This is a genomic window from Kosakonia sp. CFBP8986 (assembly GCF_034044935.1).
Classification (GTDB): domain Bacteria; phylum Pseudomonadota; class Gammaproteobacteria; order Enterobacterales; family Enterobacteriaceae; genus Kosakonia; species Kosakonia cowanii.
In genome coordinates this window covers 141,394-163,184 of sequence record NZ_JAXCXB010000004.1, presented here as the reverse complement: position 1 = coordinate 163,184, position 21,791 = coordinate 141,394, and the positions used below count along the sequence as shown (strand labels likewise).

The window sequence follows — 21,791 nt, the reverse complement described above, 5'->3', positions numbered from 1 at the left end:
GTTACACCGAAAAAACACCCTGTTTTTTTATGCTATTTTCTTCGCCAGTTTACGCCCCAGGGATTCGAGAATATAAACCACTGGAATTTGCGTCGTAATATCGTACCCGCCGGAAATACGCATTTGCGGCACGTGCCAGGAGATATTGTAATCCGCGAGTTTCGCCAGGCGTGAATGTTCATGGCTGGTAATCGAGAGAACTTTGCAGTGATGCAGGCTGAACTGGCTGGCAAAACGCAGGATCTCCTCGGTTTCGCCGGAGACAGAGAGCACAATCGCCAGCGCGTTTTTCGCCATATCATTGGTCACCGGGAAATAGGGGTCGTCGATATGGTTACTGAATTTGCCAATATTTGAGAAGAATCGTGCGCCATATTTCGCCAGCGCTCCTGAAGTGCCCGCTCCGACGAAGATAATACGCTCGGAGGATAATATGATGTCGACGGTGCTATCGAGTAATTTATCGAATTCGTCGTTGTTAACGCTTTTAAAAAAGCTGATCACTTCGCTGGCACCGAAATTAGCCTGCGGCGGCTCGTTCTGCTCCAGATACAATTTAAAGCGCACGCGAAACTCCGAATACCCCTCGCAGTTAAGCTTGCGGCAAAAGCGCAGCACCGTGGTGGTCGAGACGCCCGCCGCGTCGGCCAGTTCGCGGATCGTCATGTACATCACTTTGTCGCGATTTTTGACCACAAAGTTGTAGACCATCATCTCCAGGGTGTTGAGGCTGGCGATAGCGGAGTGGGTAAACATCGTCACGGCGGTGTCCTTTGCTGCTGATAATGTAGCCAGCCCTTAGCGGGCCTGCCTGCAAATGTGCCTCATGCTGCCACAACTGCGGCTCGCGCGCCCCGACTTTTAGCGGATCCTCAGGCAGTGACATATTCATATGCGAAATATTTTAGCGTACAGGTGTGCACTGGAATTATTCTCAGTTACTCTAATAGCGCAACTAGTAGCACAACGTTTTTGAGTTCTCCTGGAGTTACCTATGGTCAAAAAACCATTAATCGCACAGGGATATACACTGGCAGAGGAGATTGCCAACAGCATCAGCCACGGTATTGGTCTGGTGTTCGGGATTGTCGGGCTGGTGCTGCTGCTGGGGCAGGCATTTGACACCCATGCCAGCACGCTTGCCATCACCAGCTATGCGCTGTACGGCGGCAGCATGATCCTGCTGTTTCTGGCCTCGACGCTCTATCACGCCATTCCGCATCCCCGCGCCAAAATATGGCTGAAGAAGTTCGACCACTGCGCCATCTACTTGCTGATTGCGGGTACCTACACGCCGTTTCTGCTGGTCGGCCTGGATTCACCGCTGGCACGCGGGCTGATGGTGGTGATCTGGGGCCTTGCGCTGCTGGGCATCCTGTTTAAGCTGACGATCGCGCACCGCTTTAAGGTGCTGTCACTGGTCACCTACCTGGCGATGGGCTGGCTCTCGCTGGTGGTGATTTACGAGCTTGCCATGCGTCTCTCACCGGGCGGCATCACGCTGCTTGCCGTGGGCGGCCTGATCTACTCGCTTGGCGTTATCTTTTACGTCTGTAAACGTATTCCCTACAACCACGCCATCTGGCACGGCTTTGTCCTTGGCGGCAGCGTCTGCCACTTCCTGGCGATCTATCTTTACGTCGGCCAGATTTAAACCCTGCGTAGTAGCCGGGCGGGCAGATGCCTTGCCCGGCTCAGAGGCGCTTACTCTTCGAGTGAGTAGGGCAGCGGCTCAATGCTCAACGTATTAGCATCCTCGCGCACGCGGAACACGCTGTCCGGCTCCATGTCATTATTCATCACCACCTGAACCATCACGCGGCCATCATCCAGCTGTGCGGCAGCCAGTACGGTGCCGGTACGACGCCAGTTGTCGCCCATTTTACGTTCGAGATCTTCTCCCGCTTCCGGAACGCGGCTGGCCGTGCCTGCCAGGTACCACAGCGCGCGTTTATTGGCCCCGCGGAATTTCGCCCGTGCCACCATCTCCTGGCCGGTATAGCACCCTTTTTTAAAGCTGATGCCGCCCAGCGCCTGCAGGTTGGTCGCCTGCGGAATAAACTGAGCGACATTCGCTTCGTCAATGACCGGCAGACCCGCTTCGATATTCAGTGCCAGCCACTGCTGGCTGTTATTGAGCTGGGCTTCGCCGCGCAGCTTCTCGGTGACCATTTCGGCCGTGGCGGCATCGGTCACTAACAGGAAGCGTTCAGCGGGGTGAGCAAACCACAGCAGCGTGGTTTCACCCTCCTGCACGACCTGATTTTCGCTCTCAGGCAGGGTGGAGAAGAGATTCGCCAGCGCGGCCCGCGCCTGGAAACCGGCCACACCAAGCAGAACGCGCTCGTCGTCCGCAGCGATAGTGACTTTGGAGAAGACGGCATATTTTTTCAGTTCGCGTAGCTGGGTTTCACGCACGCTGCGGCGCAACAGCCACGCGAAGCCCTCTTTATCGTGGAACAACCGCATATTGCTCCACATTTTGCCTTTAGAATCACAGTGCGCCGCCAGCAGATGCTGATTGGCCGCCAGTGTCGAGACATCTGCCGTCACCTGGCCCTGCAGATACTTCTCGCTATCGGCCCCGGTAATGGTTGCCAGCGCCCAGTCATCGAGCGTCATAAGCGTCAGCGGCAGACGTGAAGAAGCGGTCGGCTGGCGCGGAGGAAAAGGAGTAAAAGCCATATTAATGTCCTGATTAGCTTAACGCTGTGTTGGGTGTTAATGGTAAAAGAGCCGGTGTCCATTGCAAGCGATAAAGCATGCGATTTGTGCCATTGTGATGGCCTTGCGAGATATTACGCAGCGGAATGAAATCGTTGCAGAGAAGGCGAATTATTCTGGAAGCCAGCGCGAGCAGTGAAATATTCCGCAAAAGATATATTAAAAACACGTTACAATGTGCCCATCATGCCGAACAGGGAGATACACATGGATATTACTAACAAGGCCCGTATTCACTGGGCGTGCCGTCGCGGAATGCGCGAGCTCGATATTTCCATCATGCCTTTTTTCGAACATGAGTACGATTCGCTAAGCGATGATGACAAGCGTCTCTTTGTCCGCCTGCTGGAAAATGACGATCCCGATTTATTTAACTGGCTTATGAACCACGGCAAGCCACAGGATGCGGAGTTGCAAAGAATGGTGCAGTTAATCCAGACACGGAATCGGGATCGTGGTCCTGTGGCAATCTGAGTTACGCGTCTCCTGGCGCGCACAGTGGCTCTCCTTACTGCTCCATGGATTCGTAGCCGCACTCATCTTGCTGATGCCCTGGCCGCTGAGCTACACGCCGGTATGGCTGCTGCTGCTTTCGCTGGTGGTGTTTGACTCCGTACGGAGCCAACGGCGTATCAACGCCTGTCATGGCGAGATTAAGTTGCTGATGGATTCCCGCCTGCGCTGGCAGGGCGAAGAGTGGGATATTGTCGGTACGCCCTGGATGCTGCGTAGTGGGATGATGCTGCGTTTGCGTCGCGAGGAAGATGGGCGTCGGCAGCATCTCTGGCTGGCATCAGACAGTATGGATGCGCAGGAGTGGCGCGATCTGCGCCGGATGATTTTACAAAAACCGGCGCAGGGGCTGCACTAAAGGCAACGTCGCAGGGATCAGGCGAAGCGCTCTGCCATCTCCGTCAGGATCTGCTCGCACCAGGCTTCGAGGCGCGCGTCGCTCAGGTCATACTGGTTGGTTTCATCCAGCGCCAGGCCGACAAACAGCTGTCCGTCGGCGATAACCGGTTTGTTGCTGGTAAACTCGTAGCCTTCGGTTGACCAGTAGCCGACGAAGCTAACGCCTTTCGGTGCCAGCTTGTCATGCAGCATGCCCAGCGCGTCGAGGAACCATTCGCCGTAGCCGAGCTGGTCGCCCATACCATAGAGCGCCACAATTTTGCCATCAAGGTTGAGCGTGTCGAGCGTCTCCCAGACGGCCTCCCAGTCTTCCTGCAGTTCGCCAAAATCCCAGGTCGGAATGCCGAGGATCAGCGCATCGTACTGCTCCATCAGGGCGGGAGCATCGTCTTTCAGGTTGTGTAGCGTGACCAGTTCCGGCCCGATAATGTCGCGAATTTTCTCCGCCGCCATTTCGGTGTAGCAGGTGCTGGAACCATAAAACAGACCAATATTCATAACGTAAACATCTCGGTTCTTGATGTGTCTTTGCACGCAGTGTACCAGAATCAGGTCTCAATCAGGCATAATGCAGCGATTGAGAGAAGGAGAGGGCGGATGGAAGAAGATCTCGCACGTATCGAACAATTTCTTGATGCGCTCTGGCTGGAGAACAACCTGGCGGAAAATACCCTCAGCGCCTATCGTCGCGATCTGAAGGGCGTCGTGGAGTGGCTTCATCATCGGGGCAGCAGCCTGGAGCGCGCGCAGAGCGATGAGCTGCAGGCGCTGCTCGCCGAACGCGTCGAAGGGGGCTATAAAGCCACGAGTTCGGCGCGTCTGCTGAGCGCCGTGCGGCGTTTTTTCCAGTATCTCTACCGCGAAAAGCTGCGCCAGGATGACCCGAGCGCCCAGCTGGCCTCCCCTAAGCTGCCGCAGCGCCTGCCGAAAGACTTAAGCGAAACGCAGGTTGGGCGGTTGTTACAGGCGCCGGTAGTTGACCAACCGCTGGAGTTACGCGATAAAGCCATGCTTGAGGTGTTGTATGCGACCGGTCTTCGCGTGACGGAGCTGGTGGGGTTGACGATGAGCGATATCAGCCTGCGCCAGGGCGTGCTGCGGGTTATCGGTAAAGGCAACAAAGAGCGCCTGGTGCCGCTGGGCGAAGAGGCGATCTACTGGGTTGAGCACTATCTTGAATATGGGCGTCCGTGGCTGCTTAACGGTGCTTCAATCGATGTGCTGTTCCCGAGCCAGCGCGGCCAACAGATGACACGCCAGACCTTCTGGCATCGCATCAAGCACTATGCGGTGCTGGCGGGGATCGACAGCGAAAAGCTCTCGCCCCACGTCCTGCGCCATGCATTTGCCACGCATTTGCTCAACCACGGCGCGGATCTGCGCGTGGTACAGATGCTGCTGGGGCACCAGGATCTCTCGACAACGCAAATTTATACGCATGTCGCCACCGAGCGGCTGCGCAAGCTTCATCAACAGCACCACCCGCGGGCGTGAGTGCTGACAATCTAAGGATCTGTTATGAAAAAAGGTTTAATCATGTTCACCCTGCTGGCTGCGTTCACCGGCGCGGCCCATGCCGATGATGCGGCGATCAAGCAGTCGCTGGCGAAGCTGGGTGTACAGAGTTCCGACATCATGCCCGCTCCCGTTGCCGGAATGAAAGCCGTGATGACCAACAGCGGTGTGCTTTATGTCACCGAAGATGGCAAACATATTATTCAGGGGCCGATGTATGACGTCAGCGGCGCGCAGCCGGTCAACGTCACCAGCAAAATGCTGCTGCCGCATCTTAACGCGCTGGAAAAAGAGATGATTGTCTACAAAGCGCCGCAAGAGAAGCATGTCATCACCGTCTTTACCGACATCACCTGCGGTTATTGCCAGAAGCTGCACAGCGAAATGGCCGACTACAACGCGCTGGGTATTACCGTGCGTTACCTCGCCTTCCCGCGCCAGGGCGTGCCGAGCGAGGTGGAAAAAGAGATGAAGGCGATTTGGTGCGCGAAAGATCCGAAGAAAGCCTTTGATGATGCGATGGCGGGCAAAGGCGTTAAGCCTGCCAGCTGCGATATCAGCATCGCTAACCACTACGCGCTGGGCGTGCAGTTTGGCGTAAACGGTACGCCAGCCATTGTGCTGAACGATGGCTACGTTGTGCCGGGCTACCAGGCACCCGCCGAGATGAAAGCCTTCCTCGACCAGCACCAGAAAGCGACGGGCGGTAAGTAATTCCCGTGAAAGCTGAGATACAACTTCGCCGCCGTGAGGTGGATGACGCGGCAGTGCTGGCGGACTCGCTCCCGCCGCTGCTGCGTCGCTTATATGCCAGCCGCGGCGTGAAGAGCGACCGCGATCTGGAACGCAGCGTAAAGGGTATGCTTCCCTGGCAGCAGCTGACCGGCATCGATGAGGCGGTTACGCACCTCTACAACGCCATGCGCGAAGGGCTGCGCATTATCGTGGTCGGGGATTTTGACGCCGACGGCGCAACCAGCACCGCGCTGAGCGTGCTGGCGCTGCGCTCGTTGGGCTGCGACAACGTCAGCTACCTGGTGCCGAACCGGTTTGATGATGGCTACGGCCTCAGCCCGGAAGTGGTCGATCAGGCCCACGCCCGCGGCGCGCAGCTGATCCTGACCGTGGATAACGGCATCTCCTCCCATGCGGGTGTCGCGCGTGCGCATGAGCTTGGCATTCCGGTTGTGGTCACCGATCACCATCTGCCCGGCGACACGCTGCCCGAGGCTGAGGCGATTGTTAACCCCAACCTGCGCGACTGCGACTTTCCGTCAAAATCACTGGCAGGCGTCGGCGTTGCCTTCTATCTGATGCTGGCGCTGCGTGCCTTTCTGCGCGACAACGGCTGGTTTGAGGCGCGCGGCATTGCGATGCCAAACCTTGCTGAGCTGCTCGATTTGGTGGCGCTGGGCACGGTGGCGGACGTCGTTCCGCTGGATGCCAATAACCGTATTTTGACCTGGCAGGGGCTGAGCCGTATTCGCGCCGGCCGCTGTCGCCCGGGTATTAAAGCGCTGCTTGAGATTGCCAACCGCGAGGCGCACAAGCTGGCGGCAAGCGATCTCGGCTTCGCGCTCGGCCCGCGCCTCAATGCCGCCGGGCGTCTGGATGATATGTCTGTCGGCGTAGCGCTGCTGCTGTGCGACAACCTGGGCGAAGCGCGCCAGCTGGCAAGCGATCTCGACGCACTCAACCAGACGCGCAAAGAGATTGAGCAGGGCATGCAGGCGGAAGCGCTGACCCTGTGCGAGCAGCTTGAGCGCAGCAGTGAGACGCTGCCCGGCGGGCTGGCGATGTACCATCCCGAGTGGCATCAGGGCGTGGTCGGCATTCTGGCTTCGCGCATTAAAGAGCGCTTCCATCGCCCGGTAATCGCTTTTGCGCCCGCCGGTGAAGGCGTGCTGAAAGGCTCCGGGCGCTCTATTCAGGGGCTGCATATGCGCGATGCGCTGGAGCGGCTCGACACGCTCTACCCCGGTATGATGCTGAAGTTCGGCGGCCATGCGATGGCGGCCGGATTAACGCTTGAAGAGGCTAATTTTGACGCCTTCCAGCAGCGCTTTGGCGATCTGGTCACCGAGTGGCTCGACCCGGCGCTGTTACAGGGTGAAATTCTCTCCGACGGGCCGCTTAGCGCCCAGGAGATGACGCTTGAAGTGGCAGAGATGCTGCGCGAGGCGGGCCCGTGGGGGCAGATGTTCCCGGAACCGATGTTCGACGGCGAGTTTCGCCTGTTGCAGCAGCGGCTGGTGGGCGAGCGTCATTTAAAAGTGATGCTGGAGCCGGTTGGCGGCGGTCCGCTGCTCGACGGGATCGCCTTTAACGTTGATACCGCCATCTGGCCGGACAATGGCGTACGGCAGGTGAAAATCGCTTATAAACTTGATGTTAACGAGTTTCGCGGCAACCGTAGCGTGCAGCTGATCATCGAAAACCTCTGGCCACTTTAGCGCCACTATTCGCTACAAATAAGGGCATAGATCCGGTAGAATCTCGCCCTTATCACCGCTTTTTGACAAGTCCAATAAAAGAAAACAGACCATGTTTGAAATTAATCCGGTAAAAAATCGCATTCAGGACCTCACGGAGCGCTCCGACGTTCTTAGGGGGTATCTTTGACTATGACGCCAAGAAAGAGCGTCTGGAAGAAGTAAACGCCGAGCTGGAACAGCCGGACGTATGGAATGAGCCAGAGCGCGCACAGGCGCTGGGCAAAGAGCGCTCCTCCCTCGAAGCTATCGTTGAGACGCTGGATCAGATGCGCCAGGGGCTGGAAGATGTCGCGGGCCTGCTGGAACTGGCCGTTGAAGCCGACGATGAAGAGACCTTCAACGAGGCCGTCGCCGAGCTGGACGGGCTGGAAGAGAAGCTGGCGCAGCTTGAGTTCCGCCGCATGTTCTCCGGCGAGTACGACAGCGCCGACTGCTACCTCGATATTCAGGCCGGCTCCGGCGGTACCGAAGCGCAGGACTGGGCCAGCATGCTGACGCGTATGTATCTGCGCTGGGCCGAAGCGCGCGGCTTCAAAACCGAAATCATCGAAGAGTCTGAAGGCGAAGTGGCGGGGATTAAATCCGTTACCATCAAGATCATTGGTGATTACGCCTACGGCTGGCTGCGTACCGAAACCGGCGTGCACCGTCTGGTGCGTAAAAGCCCGTTTGACTCCGGCGGCCGCCGCCATACCTCATTCAGCTCCGCGTTTGTCTACCCGGAAGTGGATGACGATATCGATATCGAAATCAACCCGGCTGACCTGCGCATCGACGTTTACCGTGCCTCCGGCGCGGGCGGTCAGCACGTTAACCGTACTGAATCCGCGGTGCGTATTACCCACATTCCGACCGGGTTGGTCACGCAGTGCCAGAATGACCGCTCTCAGCATAAAAACAAAGACCAGGCCATGAAGCAGATGAAAGCGAAGCTTTATGAGCTGGAGATGCAGAAGAAAAATGCCGAGAAGCAGGCGATGGAAGACACCAAGTCCGACATCGGCTGGGGCAGCCAGATCCGTTCTTATGTCCTGGATGACTCCCGCATCAAAGATCTGCGCACCGGGGTTGAAACCCGCAATACGCAGGCGGTGCTGGACGGCAGCCTGGATCAATTTATTGAAGCAAGTTTGAAAGCAGGGCTATGAGGAACCAACATGTCTGAACAACAAGCACAGGGCGCTGACGCGGCAGTCGATCTTAATAATGAACTGAAAACCCGCCGTGAGAAGCTGGCGCTGTTGCGCGAGCAGGGCGTTCCGTTCCCGAACGACTTCCGTCGTGACCAGACCTCTGACAAGCTGCACGCCGAATTCGACGGCAAAGAGAATGAAGAGCTGGAAGCGCTCGGCATCGAAGTTGCCGTTGCGGGTCGTATGATGACGCGCCGCATTATGGGTAAAGCCTCCTTTGTCACGTTGCAGGATGTGGGCGGTCGTATTCAGCTCTATGTTTCCCGCGACGATCTGGCGGAAGGCATCTACAACGAGCAGTTCAAAAAGTGGGATCTCGGCGATATCCTCGGCGCGCGCGGTAAGCTGTTCAAGACCAAGACCGGCGAGCTGTCGATTCACTGCACCGAGCTGCGTCTGCTGACCAAAGCCCTGCGCCCGTTGCCGGACAAGTTCCACGGCCTGCAGGATCAGGAAGCGCGCTATCGTCAGCGCTACCTCGATCTGATCGCTAACGAAGAGTCGCGCAACACCTTCAAAATTCGCTCCCGCATCATGGCCGGTATCCGCCAGTTCATGGTAAACCGCGACTTTATGGAAGTGGAAACGCCGATGATGCAGGTGATTCCGGGCGGTGCTTCTGCGCGTCCGTTTATCACCCATCACAATGCGCTCGATCTCGACATGTACCTGCGTATCGCGCCGGAGCTTTATCTCAAGCGTCTGGTGGTTGGCGGCTTCGATCGCGTGTTCGAAATCAACCGTAACTTCCGTAACGAAGGCATCTCCGTACGCCATAACCCAGAGTTCACCATGATGGAACTCTATATGGCGTATGCGGATTATAAGGATCTGATCGAGCTGACCGAATCCCTGTTCCGCACGCTGGCGCAGGATATTCTTGGCACCACCGAAGTGCCTTACGGCGAGCAGGTGTTCGACTTCGGTAAGCCGTTTGAGAAGCTGACCATGCGCGAAGCGATCAAGAAGTACCGTCCGGAAACCGATATGGGCGATCTGGATAACTTCGACAGCGCGAAAGCGATTGCTGAAAGCATCGGTATCAAAGTTGAGAAGAGCTGGGGTCTGGGCCGTATCGTGACCGAGATCTTTGAAGAAGTGGCGGAAGCACACCTGATTCAGCCGACCTTCATCACCGAATACCCGGCAGAGGTCTCTCCGCTGGCGCGCCGTAACGACGACAACCCGGAAATCACCGACCGCTTCGAGTTCTTTATCGGCGGCCGTGAAATCGGTAACGGCTTTAGCGAGCTGAACGATGCCGAAGATCAGGCCAAGCGCTTCGCCGACCAGGTAGCAGCGAAAGACGCGGGCGATGACGAAGCGATGTTCTATGACGAAGACTATGTCACCGCGCTGGAGCATGGTTTGCCGCCGACAGCGGGTCTGGGCATCGGTATCGACCGTATGGTAATGCTGTTTACCAACAGCCACACCATCCGCGACGTGATCCTCTTCCCGGCGATGCGTCCGGTTAAATAACCGCTAATCGCCACAAGCCCCGACGTTCACGCGCCGGGGCTTTTTTATTGCCCTGTGAAAGGGTTGGCATCCCACGTATGGCTGCTATGATATGTCGCCAGTTAATTTATTCGAGGAATGGTTTTGCGCGCAGGACGCCTGATGAAAAACCCATTTTGCATGGTCATATGCCTGGCATTTTCGCTGCTGCTGGCGGGCTGTGCGGGGAATAATTCGACCGGAAGCTACGCAGGCGCGACCTACACGGTCAAGCGCGGCGATACCCTGTACCGCATTTCGCGCATCACCGGCACCAGTGTAAAAGAGCTGGCGAGCATGAACGGCATTTCGCCGCCCTACACCATCGAAGTGGGGCAACGGCTGAAGGTGAAAGGGGCGTCGAAAGGCTCCTCCTCCGGCAAGCTGGCGAAAGCGCGGCCTTCTTCGTCGGTGCCGCAAGCCTCCTGGCCGCCCGTTGGGCAGCGCTGCTGGCGCTGGCCGACCAGCGGGAAAGTGATCCTCACCTATTCCAACTCTGATGGCGGTAATAAAGGTATTGATATCGCCGGGTCGCGCGGGCAGCCGATCTACGCTGCCGGTGCCGGGAAAGTGGTTTATGTTGGCAGCCAGCTGCGCGGCTATGGCAACCTGATCATGATTAAGCACAGCGAAGATTACATCACCGCCTATGCGCACAATGAGACGCTGCTGGTGAATAACGGCCAGAGCGTTAAATCCGGGCAGAAGATTGCCACCATGGGCAGCAGCGATGCCGACTCCGTGCGCCTGCACTTCCAGCTGCGCTATCGCGCGACGGCCATCGATCCGCTGCGCTACTTACCGCCGCAGGGCAGCGTACCGAAGTGTTAATCTGCGCGCTAACAGGCGAGAAATTAACCTGTTAGCGCATCGGTGGGTTGTCAGACGCGATGTAAGGTCTATAATGCCTGAGCACTTCGAAAGCGGGCGTAGTTCAATGGTAGAACGAGAGCTTCCCAAGCTCTATACGAGGGTTCGATTCCCTTCGCCCGCTCCAGCATTTCCTCTCTCTTCATTTCCCTGATTTCTGCAACGCATGCTTCACGTTTATGCCATGACGCTTATCGCGATGAGATTTTTATTGTCGTTACAGTGGCTTGATTAGGCGGGTAAAGCGAGGCGTCGCGGCACCAGCACCACCAGGCAGCACGTCGCCCGTCAGCACTGGTGCCGGAAAGCGATTAATTATGTGTGGTGTCCTGGCCGCCGAAGATATTGGCACGGCTGCTGGAAGAGCTGCCATCACTGTTTTTCGTATCCTGACCGTCGAAGATATTCGCGCGACTGCTGGAGGAGCTACCATCGCTATTTTGCGTGTCCTGGCCGTCAAAGATATTGGCGCGGCTGCTGGAAGAGCTACCGTCGCTGTTTTTCGTATCCTGGCCGCCAAAGATATTGGCTCTGCTGCTTGAGGTTCTTCCGTCGCTATATTTCGTGTCCTGCCCACCAAAAATGTTAGAGCGGCTGCTGGATGTTGTGCCATCGTCATAGCGGCAATCCTCTCCGCCAAAAATGTTGGACCGGCAGCTATCCGCCATCGCGCTATTCAGCGAGCCGGCAAGCAGAAAAAAACCTAAAAACAGTGCCTTGGTATTCATAGCGTCTCTCTGAAAAGTGAGCTTATCCGCGGGTATGGGAAATCTGAATCAGCACGAATTATGCCTGACACCGCCCTGATGTCATTCCCCTGGCTCTGGTAGTTATCGCAGCCCTTCCACACCTTCCGCCGACAGCGTCATAACCGTTTTCAGGCTCGTTTCAATGCTGCTCACAATCGCCTCTCGCGGGCCACTGCGCCACGCATCGCTGGCATAAAAGGCCTCCAGCACCGTCGCCATACTTTCCGGGCTGGCAAAAGCGCGGATCAGGCAGTAGCAATCGGGATCGTGCAATGAGTTGCCAAACCTCACAACATCGATGCCGTGGCGCTGATGCAGGGGAACGCTGATCTCCTGCATGATGGCGTGGAACGCCGCGCCGCTTCCTGGACGCAAGGTGTATTGCAATATTTCAACCGTCTTCACAATTTTCATCCCTATTAAGTGCCATCAGAGGTCAGTTATGAAAAGCATAACTATTCTTCTGGCGGCATAACTATTCATTCCAGGTATGGATTACTGCCTCATTCCGATGTTAACTTATGCTTCTGAATATGGAGGGAGTAATGCTGGATATTACACATTTTGGGCTGTTTGCCCTGTCAGTTTTTCTGTTGTCGGTAACGCCTGGGCCGGATATGGCTTATGTCATCGGGCAAAGCGTGGCTAACGGGCGTCGTGCCGGGGTGATCTCCGCGGCGGGCGTGGCGTTGGGCAGTTGTACGCATGCCGTGGCCAGCGCCGTCGGGTTAACGGCGCTGATCACCGCTTCACCGCTGATGTTTACGGTAATTAAATACCTCGGCGCAGCCTACCTGCTCTACCTCGGCAGTAAGATGATCCTCGGCACATTCGCCAAACCGCGCGTTGAGGGCGAGGAGTGTGCGCCCAGCAAAGGGAAAGTGACCACCCGCACGCTGCTCTCCCGTGGGTTTATCACCACGCTCACCAACCCGAAGGTGCTGCTCTTCTTTATCTCATTCTTCCCGCAGTTCGTGGTCGCAGATGGCGATCAGCATGCTGCCTCATTTCTTATTCTTGGCTTCGCTTACGCGCTGATTGCGTTCCTGACCGATATCACTTTCGCCCTGCTGGCGGGCAGCGCGGCGGGCGCAGTATCGCAAAACAGGGGCCTGCAAAAGCTGCTCGACCGCATTGTCGGCACCACGTTTATTGCGCTAGGTATTCGGCTGGCGCTCACGAAGCGCTAAGGGATAGAGCAAAAAAAGCGCGCCGTTATTGCTTACCGGCGCGCTTTTTTTCTGTCGGAGTTACTTATCTCGTGGCGCCGTCACGATGGTAAATGGCGTGAAGTGGCGCGGCGTGATAAGTGAAAGAGGTAACCGCTTCTGCACGCCGTTGTCGACCTCAGCGAGTGAAGTAATGCGGATGCTTAACGTATCATCGCAATAGTGCTCCCCTTCAGCAGAGGTTGACTGATAGCGCGTGGCCTCTGAGGTGCCAAAGGGCGCAACGGCTAAGTGATCCACGCTCACGACTTCCTGGCGTGCGTTAACCAGTTCAATACCAATATCCAGCTGGCCGACCGGCTCCGCGCCGCTATCGAGAGTAAAAGTTGCGCTGCACATCCCCTGGTTAGCCCATACCGTATCCGAGTGCCAAATCTCAATGGCCAGCGCGGGTTTTAGCATCACAAAAGGCAGTAAAAACGGCCACAAATAACGGCGTGAGATCATCTGTTCCGTCCACTGTTAATCGGCATAGCCGTAGGTATCGTCATCGCCGGTATCGCTCTCTTTCACAAGATTTTCACCGCGATAATTCGTGTTCAAAAAGCCGCCGTTAGTACACTCCCGCTTCATAATACGTTTTTTGCCCTGGTAAACTTTCAGGCCGGTGAACTCCCATCCTCTGCCCATCCCGCTATAGACCACATAACTGAAGTTGCCGTTAATAAAGCGGTAGTAGAGGGAGCCGCCCCCAGCGAAGGTCATCTCACCAACGCGGACCTGGGTTTTATCACCTTCGATGCGCGGTAGCGTCATCTCGACTTGCTCAATAGAGCCGTAATAGTAAGTCGGGACGTTATCCTTCAGACGAATAACAACGCCTTTCTCATTCGGCAAATCACAGTTAAATATCAACTCCGGGTCGGGGATTTCCGCCTGCGCATAGGTTGCTACGGACATTGCAGCGAGCAATATCGCAATCATAGAGATGCGTTTCATCATGGGTTCCTGATAGTGTCATCCCGCCGACGCAGCGCCGGCGGGCGCTGCTTATTGCGCGGCTAAGGTTTGCTGAAGTTCCGACAGCTGACCCTGCAATTTTTGCAGCTCCATCTGTTTTTCCATCTCGGAAGCGGAAGGGCGGTTTTGCGCCTCTTTCATCTTCTTCTCAAGCGCGGCGATCTGTTTTTGCACATCGGCCCGGCCTGCGTTTTTCTGCTTCAGCTGCGCAATCAGGTTATTCATCGAACGTTGCAGCGCCTGCTGTGATTTACGCTTGCTGGCGACGCTGGCATTGCTCTGCTTCTTCTCCTGTTCAATCGCCGCATAGACCGCGTTGAACTCCTTGTTCAACTGCTGCTCATGTTGCAGGGTCTGCTGCTTCTGCTCAACGCGCTTATCCCAGGTGCCGGAGTAGTTACAGTTAAACTTGGTAATAATGCTGACGTCGCCGGCGGTCGGGTCGCAATCACGCGCATTTGTCGCGCAGCCAGCCAGTAACAGCGCGCTCAACATCATTAAAATCTTCTTATGCATAGCGTGATCCTCAGCTAACTTTCAGTGCGGTACGTTGGGTATAGAGGCTGTCGAGTTCACCCTGCAACGAGCCAATTTGATCGCGCATCTGCGCAATTTCAGAATCGAGTTTTTTGGTATCGCCGCCGGTTCTGTGCATATCAGAGGAGATATCCTGCCACTGCTGCTGATGTTTTTTCATATCGGTCAGCGTGTTACGCAGATAAGCGATGTTGGCATCGACGCCTTTAACCTGCTGTTGCAGCGCATCTTTCTTCACTTTCCTTGCGGCAATGTCCTTCTCAAGCTTCGCCAGCGTCAGCTTGTCGCTGGCAATAACCGATTTCGCCACGTTAGTCGCATTCTGGATGCGGGTGTTTTCCGCCTGGATATCGCGAATGGAGGCATTCAACTGCTCCTCCTGCGAGGCATATTTTTTACGCTGGTTATCAAGGTAGGCGTTAGCACCAACCCCGACGCCGCAGCCTGCCACCGCGGCGGCAATCATGCACACCGCTTTATTGCTTGAGTTACTTGCCGCACAGGCCAGCGCGCCGAGCAGCGCGCCGCCAGCACAGGCCATGACGCCCGATTTATTAAAAAACTCGACGTCCTGGTTATTGGCTAAACGGGGATCGACACTCCCACTGCCGCCCATACCGCCCGAACTCTGGCAACCCGCCAGCACCACAATCAACCCAGCCACTACTGCTGTACGTAACCGTTTAAAAGCAACCATCACCACTCTCTCCTGAATGTCCTTAATTATTTTTTTTACAAGCGCTCAGCCACGCATCGCGCGCCACTTTGCCATCTTTCCAGTAGCCCTGAAGGTTGCCCCAGTAGGTATTCAGATAACCATTCAGATTGGTTTTACCGCGCGCCGCCATCTGTTGCTGCACGACGGTCATCTGCGGATCGATCAGGCTCTTGTTATAGGTCGTGCCCATATCCACCAGCGTGTCGGCGTAATAGCTGGTGATAAACTCCAGCGCTTTTTTATGCTGATCGAGCTGCTCCTGGCGACGCGAACAGTTGGCATCCAGCTGGCTCCCGGCGGCACACGTTTTGCTATAAAGCTGGTTAAGGCGATCGAGAAACTCGCCGTCATCTTTCATCTTGGTGCACAAAAAGGCGCCCAGCTGCAAAGAGGTACGGATCGCCTGGTCGCGTTGCTCATCGCGCAGCTGACTATTGGCTCGCAGTTCATTACGCAGCGACTCCAGCTCCTTTTTCACGCCTTCATCCTGCACTTTGGCGGAGATGGCATTCAGGTTCTGTAATGAGTCCGCGCCTTCGCCCGGTTTCTTCGCCGCTTTGCTCTCGGTACCCAGCGCCTGCCACTCTTTTTCAATCTCTTTGATGCGATCCCGCGAGGTGAGGGTGGTTGAGACCAGTACCAGGCGCATGCCGTTCGCTTTGCTGCTGTTCTCACCTTGCGCGGTGTAATAGGGCTCTTCCCCGCGCAGCGAACTGCGAATATCGGCCTGCGGCGTTAAGTAGCTGCCGCCGCGCACGATATAGCCGCCCGCTTTGCCATGCAGGCGGTCAAGTTTATTTAAGCGAAACGGCTCAAACATCATTTCGCCAACGTTGCCGAGCATATCGTGCAGACCCAGCGGGTTCGGTTTAAGCAGGCCGGTAAGCTGAAGTTTGTTATTTGCTGACTGCGCCCCCGCGAACCAGACATAGCCATTCAGGCCTTCCGGCATCGGGAAGTGGCGATCGCGAAACTCCGCCGACGAGACAGACAGCCCGCCGCGCGCGGCAAACTCCCATTCGGTTTCCGTCGGCAGACGTAAAAAGCCCGGCTGCTTATCATCCTGCGGCAGTGCGTCCGGCTTCTCTTTTCGCAGCCACAGGTTGTATTTATCGGCAATCGACATGGCGTCCATCCAGCCGATATTGACCTTCGGCAGACGACCTTTGATATCGGGTTTGGCGCAATCACCGGAGAGTGCGCGATACTGCAAATCCGTCAGCTCATATTTGGCCATCAGGTAGTAACGGCCTTTCTCTTTCTTCTCTTGCGGGAAGCTACCGGCGATATGGTCCGGGCGTGACTGTTCGATATAGCCCCACTCGTTACCCTCTTCGCCAAGCGTAATGCTGTAATCGGCTAACGGCTTATCCAGAGGAATAGCAACCTTACGAAACGCCATTGCGCCATCGCAGGGCAGCGGCAGGATCACATCATCAGCCAAGGGTTTTGGATTCCAGAACTTCTCATCCCACGTTGCGTTTGCCGCGCAGGAAAAGCCTAACCCGGCCGCAGCCAGCGTCAGTAACAGGTTAAATTTCACGTAAACTCTCCGCAGGTTCGATCTTTAACGCCCGCAGCGCGCCAATCGCGGCAACGCCCAGCGCCACGGCCAGCACGCTCAGGAAGGCGGCGGCAAAGTGGCCAGGATCAAGGTGACAAACAAAAGCGCTTTCGGGGAGATTAGCGCCCAGAAGGTGGTTAAACAGCGCGCTGCCCGCGCCATAAATCAACAGGCCAGCAATAAACGCAACGCCCGTCAGGCAGAGCGCCTGGATCATGATGAACAGCGTCACCGCCTGGCGGCGAAAACCGAGCAGGCGCAGCACTGCCATATCTTTGCGTTTACGATCGATATTGGCGATAAACGCGCCAATAAGCGACGCAATGCAGCCCGAGGCCGAGATCCAGGCGATCACCGCGAAAATCACCCCCAGCACGCGATCGATGGCGCGCACCGCTTCAATCTGCGCGGCCTGGGTTATCGCTTCGATATGCTGCGACTCAAGCCATTGCGCCAGGGGGGCAACATCATCCAGCGTGGCGGCATAGAGCCGCGCCCGCGCAAAGTTATGCCGCTCGCGCGCTTTTTCACCGTCGGTAACGCCGAGCAGCGGCACCTGGAAACCGTCGCGATAATCCTCCAGCGCTACCAGCAGAGGCAGGTCGACAAATAGCGCAGGGCGGGCAAAGCGCGCCTCGTCGAGAATGGCACCGACGCTGACGGAGAGCGATGTGCGCTGGTTCTGCCCGTCGCGTTTACGGCTGATAAACAGCCGGAACGTGTCGCCCGCTTTCACGTCGAGCTTACGGGCGGCGCTGTTGCTTAGTACCACCGTGCTGCCGTGCGGCAGCACTCCGCTCTCGCGCAGCAGCGGATCGCCTTTCGCGGAAGGGATCACCTCTGCACCAGCGGCAAAATGTTGCCCGTCGCGCACCAGGTCTGCCTGGGTATTCAGCGATCGCGTAAGCGGTATTGAGAAGCCAACCTCCGGGCGTGCCGCGAGCGCATTGAGCCACGCAAGATCGTAGTTACCGTTGCCGGTCATCCGCACTTCCCGCGTGCGTGGATCGTCGAGCAGATCGTGGCGCAGCTGGCTGACGATACCGTTCTTTAAGCCAAACAGGAGAAGTAGCGGGGCGATCACCGCGATCAGCGAGAAGACAATACAGAGCGCCACTTTCCGATCGTGTATCAGATCGCGCAGCGCCATATTTAGCAGTAGCCCCATCCTGGGGCGCGTTTCAGGCAGGCTGGAAGACACTTTGCCCCTCCTGCATCACGGCGCGATAACAGCGCAGATTACACTCGCTCACCCGCTGCCAGTCATGGCTGACGATCACCGCCGCCATCTCCATTGCCCGCACCATCTCAATCATTAGTGCAAACAGCCGGCTGGCGTTATCGGGATCGAGCGCAGCGGTTGGCTCATCTGCCAGCAGCAGGCGCGGCTGGTGGGCGATAGCGCGCACAAACGCCACGCGCTGACGCTCGCCAATTGACAGGCGGGAAGGCAGCTGATGCAGCAGCGGCGCAATGCCGAGCCGATCGATAGCGGTCTTAAGCCACGGCGATTGCACCGTTTGCCCGACCAGCCGACGGGTGAGGGTGATGTTCTCCTGCACCGTTAGCCACGGCAGCAGCCCGCCGTGCTGGAGTACAAAGCCGAGATCCCGTGCGCGGATACCCGACAGCGCGGCTTCATCATCCGCGAGCAGCGCCGGGGTAAGATCCCGCTCGCCGAGGCGATACTCCGACAGCTCTTCCGGGCGCAGGATCGCGCCCATCATCTCCAGCAGGGTGCTCTTACCGCAGCCGCTGGGGCCGGTAAGCGCCACCACTTCACCGGGTGCCAGCGTCAGCTCCGGTAGCGAGACCCGGTAGCCCTGCGTGCCGCCGCGACGGATCGCCATTTCGCGTATGTGTAGCATTACGGCAGGTTTTCCAGCGGCACAGGGTAGACGTTGTCACGCGGATCGCTGTCCGGTGCCAGCGAGATCCAGCGGTCAACATCCTGGTTATAGCGTTGGTAGTAGTTCAGCTTGGTATTGAGACGGCGAATAAATCGCTCCTGCTCAAGGCCATCCCAGCTCTTCCAGGTCTCTTCATCAAGGCTCAGCACTTCACTCAGGTACGGCAGCCCTTCGATGTATTCACCCAGCAGACCCAATTCACCTAAGCGTGTGGCATTTTTGCTTTTCGCCTGGTTCGGATCGTTGCCCATCGTTGCGGCCAGCGAACGCAGGCTGGCGAACATATCGTCCGGCGAGATCAACCCTTCGTTGGCGGCGTTGACGATCTTCTTCATCACATCGCTCAGATCGCTCAACTCGCTTTTGGTCAGCAGGACACGCACTTCAGTGGCGGGAATGTTCTGGTTCACCAAATCGCGATCGCTGATCCAGGATTTAAACACCGGCGGTGCCTGGGTCCCCTGTTTTTCACCGAGATAGGCAAGGCGCATCGCTTTGCTCAGCTTGTCCGCATCGCTCAGCAGCGGGTCGGCTTTCTTACCGGCATACTCTTCGCTGGCGCCCAGCGCGCTGCCCGCCGTCTCTTCCCCGCTCCAGGCGGTTTTGATCTGGCCGGTGATGGCGTTAGCCAGGCTATCGACCATGGTGCCGAAGTTGTTCACATCGCCGGAGTCGATCGGGTAGTAGAGCGGTTTATGCAGGAACGGGTTGAGCGTCAGATCCTGATACTGCGCCTCGGCAGCAGCATGGTTTTTCTTACCGCTCGGGGTTTTGAGATGCAGGGTATAAAGCGCCACACCACGATAGGCCGCTTCCTGGCGAACCTGTGCGGCATCAAGATGTGTAGAGGAGAGGTTATCTCCGCCCTCCAGCGCGCCGGCGTCGGTAATCAGGATCACGTAACGTGCGCCAAACTGCGTCCAGTCGACCTTATCAAGCGCCGTCATCACACCGCCATAAGCATCCTCATCCACTTTGCTGCTGGAGACCGTGGCTTGCTTCAGATCGTGTACTTTGGCGAGGAAATCTTTGCCATCTTTCACCGTATTGGGGTCAACATACATCTTGCTGTCATACTCCAGCCCCGGCACGGCTTTGACATTAGAGCGGAAGGCCACCAGACCGAACTTCACCTGATCCTGGAGGTGCTCCTTTTCAATGCGCTGATAGATCTTATCGATCGCCTCTTTAGTGCGGTCGATATAGGGACCCATCGAAATGGTGGAGTCGATAACAAACACCACCGACGCCGAAAAGCCCTTCATCATGTTCTTCTCGTCAGCCGCTTTTGCCGCTTTCTCCGGCGCTTTTTCACTGACCGAGGCGACATTAAGCACGCGCACCTGGAAACCGCTGTCGGTAAAGACATCGTCAGAGCCTAACACTGGCAGCAGGTAGAAGTTTTTCTGCTGATCGACCATGTAATCCGGCTCTTTCGCCAGCACCTGCGGCACGGGTTTATTGCTCTTCAGATTGGCCAATAACGGATCGAGCGCGGCGGCCGGTTTAGGGTTATTCAGCAACGATTCGACGTCGCTCTTATCGCGGAAAAAGAGCATCGGGTGGCGACCCGCCGGGTTGGTAAAGGCCAGCGTGAGCTGCATCTTCCAGTCGACGGTACAGGCGGCTTTAAGCCAGCCGGAAACATGACCGAAGCTATCCGGCCCCACCTGCAACCACTCATCCTGGCCCTGCTTGCTACGCTGATAAACGTAGAAGCGGCTAAACGCCGGCTGCTCTTTACCGGCCTCGCCCGCTTTCGGTGCCAGCTGGCAGCCCGGGTAGGTGAGAACACGCTGATAAAGGCTATGTTTCCCCTCCTGCAGCAGCGGTTTTTGATCGGCGGCGTGCGCGCCCATGGTGGCGGCCGTTAAGCACAGGAATCCGCCCAGCCAGACTCTCGTTTTCATCCTTTAATCCTATTTTTTCAGCTCGGCAAGACGGGCTTTCGCCCCGCTGTTTTGTGAGTCCTGGTTGACCACAATCTCGTACCAGTAGATGGCGGTTTGCGCATCCGGGCTAAAGCAGCCGCCGCTCTGTGCGGTTTTCGGGTCATACTCTTCGGCATAACGCATTGCCATCTGGGTATCGCCAGACTGCGCTTTATAGGCGTATAAGCGTTGCGCGACATCACACTGCTTCGCCGCTTTTGCTTTCGCGATCACCTCCAGCAGTTGCGCACTGCTTGGCTGGCTGCGCAGGCACCCTTTCACAAATGCCAGTTCATTGCCTTTGGTCATCAGATCGTCGCCGCACGGGCCGCTGACTTTCGCCGCGACCGAAGGCGCTGCCGCAGGTGGCGGTGTCTCTTCAGCTGGCGCTTCGGGGCTACGCATAAACCACCATGCCGCAGCGGCGGCGGCGATCAGCAGCAGAAGCACCACCAGTGCAATAATCAGCCCTTTACCGCTCTTCGCTTTCGGCTCCTCGACCGGCTGCGGCGCAGGCGGCTCGGCAATCACTGGCGCGGGTTCCGGCACCGGTTGCGGCGTTGGCTCAACGGCAGGTGGCGTCGGCGGGGTGTCATTCAGGGTACGGGTGTTGACCGGTAGCGGGTTCTCGCCGCCCGCCTGGGAGCTGAGCAAGCCTTCGCTGATCATCAGGATCCCCATATCGCGCGAGACATCATCTTTGATGGCGATGCGATAGGCTGCCTGGCGGTTAGCCAGTAGGGGATCAACCAGCGACGGGCCGACCTGCACGGTGGGCACACCCTCATCGAGCGTAAGCGTCGGCAGCGCCAGAAAGACTTCCGCGCTGCTCCAGCCGCCATCGTTGTCGAGATAGAGCGAATCCTGGTTACGCAGCACCGAGATCATCACGCCATCCATACCCCCTTTCCACGCTTTCAACAGTAGTTGCGCATAGCCCGGGATGACGGGCTGAAGGGCTTTAAGTTCGGGTTTGATCACCTG

At 57.0% G+C, this 21,791-nt stretch carries 24 protein-coding genes and 1 tRNA gene; 11 read left to right on the top strand and 14 right to left on the bottom strand.

Annotation, left to right across the window (positions count from 1 at the left end; translation table 11 throughout):
* Positions 1-27: 27 nt before the first annotated feature.
* Positions 28-756: a MurR/RpiR family transcriptional regulator gene (locus SOM48_RS10430; protein ID WP_023481032.1), complete on the bottom strand. Its 729-nt coding sequence runs from the start codon at positions 754-756 to the stop codon at positions 28-30.
* 238 nt (positions 757-994) lie between these two features.
* Between SOM48_RS10430 and trhA the strand changes: the two genes are divergently transcribed.
* Positions 995-1,654, top strand: coding sequence for a PAQR family membrane homeostasis protein TrhA (gene trhA, locus SOM48_RS10425; RefSeq protein WP_128482145.1), 660 nt, complete (start codon positions 995-997; stop codon positions 1,652-1,654).
* A 50-nt stretch (positions 1,655-1,704) separates the two neighbouring features.
* Here trhA and ygfZ read toward each other — a convergent pair whose 3' ends face one another.
* Positions 1,705-2,685: a tRNA-modifying protein YgfZ gene (gene ygfZ, locus SOM48_RS10420; protein WP_139567798.1), complete on the bottom strand. Its 981-nt coding sequence runs from the start codon at positions 2,683-2,685 to the stop codon at positions 1,705-1,707.
* A gap of 246 nt (positions 2,686-2,931) precedes the next feature.
* On the opposite strand from ygfZ, the gene sdhE reads away from it, so the two are divergent.
* Together sdhE and SOM48_RS10410 are read left to right on the top strand one after the other, a co-directional pair.
* Entirely contained in the window at positions 2,932-3,198 is a 267-nt protein-coding gene (gene sdhE / locus SOM48_RS10415) for an FAD assembly factor SdhE (protein WP_023480982.1), read from the top strand.
* Positions 3,179-3,595: a protein YgfX gene (locus SOM48_RS10410; protein ID WP_054803578.1), complete on the top strand. Its 417-nt coding sequence runs from the start codon at positions 3,179-3,181 to the stop codon at positions 3,593-3,595. The genes sdhE and SOM48_RS10410 overlap by 20 nt, the downstream gene beginning before the upstream one ends.
* A gap of 17 nt (positions 3,596-3,612) precedes the next feature.
* Here the strand turns inward: SOM48_RS10410 and fldB are convergent, their stop codons facing one another.
* On the bottom strand, positions 3,613-4,134 hold the full coding sequence (gene fldB, locus SOM48_RS10405) for a flavodoxin FldB (protein ID WP_320511894.1): 522 nt from the start codon (positions 4,132-4,134) through the stop codon (positions 3,613-3,615).
* Between the two features lie 99 nt (positions 4,135-4,233).
* On the opposite strand from fldB, the gene xerD reads away from it, so the two are divergent.
* The 7 genes from xerD (at position 4,234) to SOM48_RS10370 (ending at position 11,336) form a co-directional block, all read left to right on the top strand.
* Positions 4,234-5,130 (top strand): site-specific tyrosine recombinase XerD, encoded by an 897-nt coding sequence (gene xerD, locus SOM48_RS10400; RefSeq protein ID WP_023480693.1) that lies wholly within the window; start codon positions 4,234-4,236, stop codon positions 5,128-5,130.
* A 24-nt stretch (positions 5,131-5,154) separates the two neighbouring features.
* Positions 5,155-5,865, top strand: a complete 711-nt coding sequence (dsbC, locus tag SOM48_RS10395) for a bifunctional protein-disulfide isomerase/oxidoreductase DsbC (protein WP_042718296.1) — start codon at positions 5,155-5,157, stop codon at positions 5,863-5,865.
* Positions 5,866-5,870: 5 nt separating this feature from the next.
* On the top strand, positions 5,871-7,604 hold the full coding sequence (recJ, locus tag SOM48_RS10390; protein ID WP_128482147.1) for a single-stranded-DNA-specific exonuclease RecJ: 1,734 nt from the start codon (positions 5,871-5,873) through the stop codon (positions 7,602-7,604).
* A 91-nt stretch (positions 7,605-7,695) separates the two neighbouring features.
* Positions 7,696-8,794 (top strand): peptide chain release factor 2 gene (gene prfB, locus SOM48_RS10385; protein WP_124967331.1). Its coding sequence is split into 2 segments (ribosomal slippage): positions 7,696-7,770 and positions 7,772-8,794, totalling 1,098 coding nucleotides; the frame shifts between segments, so codons are not numbered across the junction.
* 9 nt (positions 8,795-8,803) lie between these two features.
* Positions 8,804-10,321, top strand: coding sequence for a lysine--tRNA ligase (gene lysS, locus SOM48_RS10380; protein ID WP_320511893.1), 1,518 nt, complete (start codon positions 8,804-8,806; stop codon positions 10,319-10,321).
* Between the two features lie 117 nt (positions 10,322-10,438).
* Positions 10,439-11,170, top strand: a complete 732-nt coding sequence (actS, locus tag SOM48_RS10375; protein ID WP_320511892.1) for an amidase activator ActS — start codon at positions 10,439-10,441, stop codon at positions 11,168-11,170.
* A gap of 92 nt (positions 11,171-11,262) precedes the next feature.
* A tRNA-Gly gene (locus SOM48_RS10370) sits at positions 11,263-11,336 on the top strand.
* A gap of 184 nt (positions 11,337-11,520) precedes the next feature.
* Here the strand turns inward: SOM48_RS10370 and SOM48_RS10365 are convergent.
* Positions 11,521-11,937 carry a hypothetical protein gene (locus SOM48_RS10365; protein ID WP_320511891.1) on the bottom strand — a complete coding sequence of 139 codons (417 nt, stop codon included), beginning with the start codon at positions 11,935-11,937 and terminating at the stop codon, positions 11,521-11,523.
* A 102-nt stretch (positions 11,938-12,039) separates the two neighbouring features.
* Positions 12,040-12,363, bottom strand: a complete 324-nt coding sequence (locus SOM48_RS10360) for an NIPSNAP family protein (RefSeq protein ID WP_320511890.1) — start codon at positions 12,361-12,363, stop codon at positions 12,040-12,042.
* A gap of 140 nt (positions 12,364-12,503) precedes the next feature.
* Here SOM48_RS10360 and SOM48_RS10355 point away from each other — a divergent pair, with 140 nt between their 5' ends.
* Complete coding sequence (locus SOM48_RS10355; protein WP_320511889.1) at positions 12,504-13,148, top strand: LysE family translocator; 645 nt, start codon at positions 12,504-12,506, stop codon at positions 13,146-13,148.
* Between the two features lie 60 nt (positions 13,149-13,208).
* Here SOM48_RS10355 and SOM48_RS10350 read toward each other — a convergent pair whose 3' ends face one another.
* The 9 genes from SOM48_RS10350 to SOM48_RS10310 are packed head-to-tail and all read right to left on the bottom strand — an operon-like array spanning position 13,209 to position 21,788.
* Positions 13,209-13,634, bottom strand: coding sequence for an IrmA family protein (locus tag SOM48_RS10350; protein WP_320511888.1), 426 nt, complete (start codon positions 13,632-13,634; stop codon positions 13,209-13,211).
* Positions 13,635-13,649: 15 nt separating this feature from the next.
* Positions 13,650-14,129: a hypothetical protein gene (locus SOM48_RS10345; protein ID WP_288882087.1), complete on the bottom strand. Its 480-nt coding sequence runs from the start codon at positions 14,127-14,129 to the stop codon at positions 13,650-13,652.
* Positions 14,130-14,177: 48 nt separating this feature from the next.
* Positions 14,178-14,663 carry a hypothetical protein gene (locus SOM48_RS10340; RefSeq protein ID WP_054803571.1) on the bottom strand — a complete coding sequence of 162 codons (486 nt, stop codon included), beginning with the start codon at positions 14,661-14,663 and terminating at the stop codon, positions 14,178-14,180.
* Positions 14,664-14,673: 10 nt separating this feature from the next.
* The gene (locus SOM48_RS10335) at positions 14,674-15,381 is read right to left on the bottom strand and encodes a BAR domain-containing protein (protein WP_288882133.1); all 708 of its coding nucleotides are present in this window, start codon (positions 15,379-15,381) and stop codon (positions 14,674-14,676) included.
* A 22-nt stretch (positions 15,382-15,403) separates the two neighbouring features.
* Positions 15,404-16,945 carry an SUMF1/EgtB/PvdO family nonheme iron enzyme gene (locus SOM48_RS10330; RefSeq protein WP_076769168.1) on the bottom strand — a complete coding sequence of 514 codons (1,542 nt, stop codon included), beginning with the start codon at positions 16,943-16,945 and terminating at the stop codon, positions 15,404-15,406.
* A complete protein-coding gene (locus SOM48_RS10325; RefSeq protein WP_320511887.1) occupies positions 16,935-18,167 on the bottom strand; it encodes an ABC transporter permease in 1,233 nt (410 codons plus the stop codon). The genes SOM48_RS10330 and SOM48_RS10325 overlap by 11 nt, the downstream gene beginning before the upstream one ends.
* Positions 18,148-18,834, bottom strand: a complete 687-nt coding sequence (locus tag SOM48_RS10320; RefSeq protein ID WP_288882093.1) for an ABC transporter ATP-binding protein — start codon at positions 18,832-18,834, stop codon at positions 18,148-18,150. The genes SOM48_RS10325 and SOM48_RS10320 overlap by 20 nt, the downstream gene beginning before the upstream one ends.
* Complete coding sequence (locus tag SOM48_RS10315; RefSeq protein ID WP_288882097.1) at positions 18,834-20,786, bottom strand: vWA domain-containing protein; 1,953 nt, start codon at positions 20,784-20,786, stop codon at positions 18,834-18,836. The genes SOM48_RS10320 and SOM48_RS10315 overlap by 1 nt, the downstream gene beginning before the upstream one ends.
* A 9-nt stretch (positions 20,787-20,795) precedes the next feature.
* Complete coding sequence (locus tag SOM48_RS10310; protein WP_320511886.1) at positions 20,796-21,788, bottom strand: hypothetical protein; 993 nt, start codon at positions 21,786-21,788, stop codon at positions 20,796-20,798.
* Positions 21,789-21,791: the final 3 nt, after the last annotated feature.

Excerpts from the sequence above, each read along its gene's own strand:
- SOM48_RS10430 (WP_023481032.1), bottom strand. The coding sequence starts at position 756 with ATGTTTACCCACTCCGCTATCGCCAGCCTCAACACCCTGGAGATGATG.
- trhA (WP_128482145.1), top strand. The coding sequence starts at position 995 with ATGGTCAAAAAACCATTAATCGCACAGGGATATACACTGGCAGAGGAG.
- ygfZ (WP_139567798.1), bottom strand. The coding sequence starts at position 2,685 with ATGGCTTTTACTCCTTTTCCTCCGCGCCAGCCGACCGCTTCTTCACGT.
- sdhE (WP_023480982.1), top strand. The coding sequence starts at position 2,932 with ATGGATATTACTAACAAGGCCCGTATTCACTGGGCGTGCCGTCGCGGA.
- fldB (WP_320511894.1), bottom strand. The coding sequence starts at position 4,134 with ATGAATATTGGTCTGTTTTATGGTTCCAGCACCTGCTACACCGAAATG.
- xerD (WP_023480693.1), top strand. The coding sequence starts at position 4,234 with ATGGAAGAAGATCTCGCACGTATCGAACAATTTCTTGATGCGCTCTGG.
- dsbC (WP_042718296.1), top strand. The coding sequence starts at position 5,155 with ATGAAAAAAGGTTTAATCATGTTCACCCTGCTGGCTGCGTTCACCGGC.
- lysS (WP_320511893.1), top strand. The coding sequence starts at position 8,804 with ATGTCTGAACAACAAGCACAGGGCGCTGACGCGGCAGTCGATCTTAAT.
- actS (WP_320511892.1), top strand. The coding sequence starts at position 10,439 with ATGGTTTTGCGCGCAGGACGCCTGATGAAAAACCCATTTTGCATGGTC.
- SOM48_RS10365 (WP_320511891.1), bottom strand. The coding sequence starts at position 11,937 with ATGAATACCAAGGCACTGTTTTTAGGTTTTTTTCTGCTTGCCGGCTCG.
- SOM48_RS10355 (WP_320511889.1), top strand. The coding sequence starts at position 12,504 with ATGCTGGATATTACACATTTTGGGCTGTTTGCCCTGTCAGTTTTTCTG.
- SOM48_RS10350 (WP_320511888.1), bottom strand. The coding sequence starts at position 13,634 with ATGATCTCACGCCGTTATTTGTGGCCGTTTTTACTGCCTTTTGTGATG.
- SOM48_RS10345 (WP_288882087.1), bottom strand. The coding sequence starts at position 14,129 with ATGATGAAACGCATCTCTATGATTGCGATATTGCTCGCTGCAATGTCC.
- SOM48_RS10340 (WP_054803571.1), bottom strand. The coding sequence starts at position 14,663 with ATGCATAAGAAGATTTTAATGATGTTGAGCGCGCTGTTACTGGCTGGC.
- SOM48_RS10335 (WP_288882133.1), bottom strand. The coding sequence starts at position 15,381 with ATGGTTGCTTTTAAACGGTTACGTACAGCAGTAGTGGCTGGGTTGATT.
- SOM48_RS10320 (WP_288882093.1), bottom strand. The coding sequence starts at position 18,834 with ATGCTACACATACGCGAAATGGCGATCCGTCGCGGCGGCACGCAGGGC.
- SOM48_RS10315 (WP_288882097.1), bottom strand. The coding sequence starts at position 20,786 with ATGAAAACGAGAGTCTGGCTGGGCGGATTCCTGTGCTTAACGGCCGCC.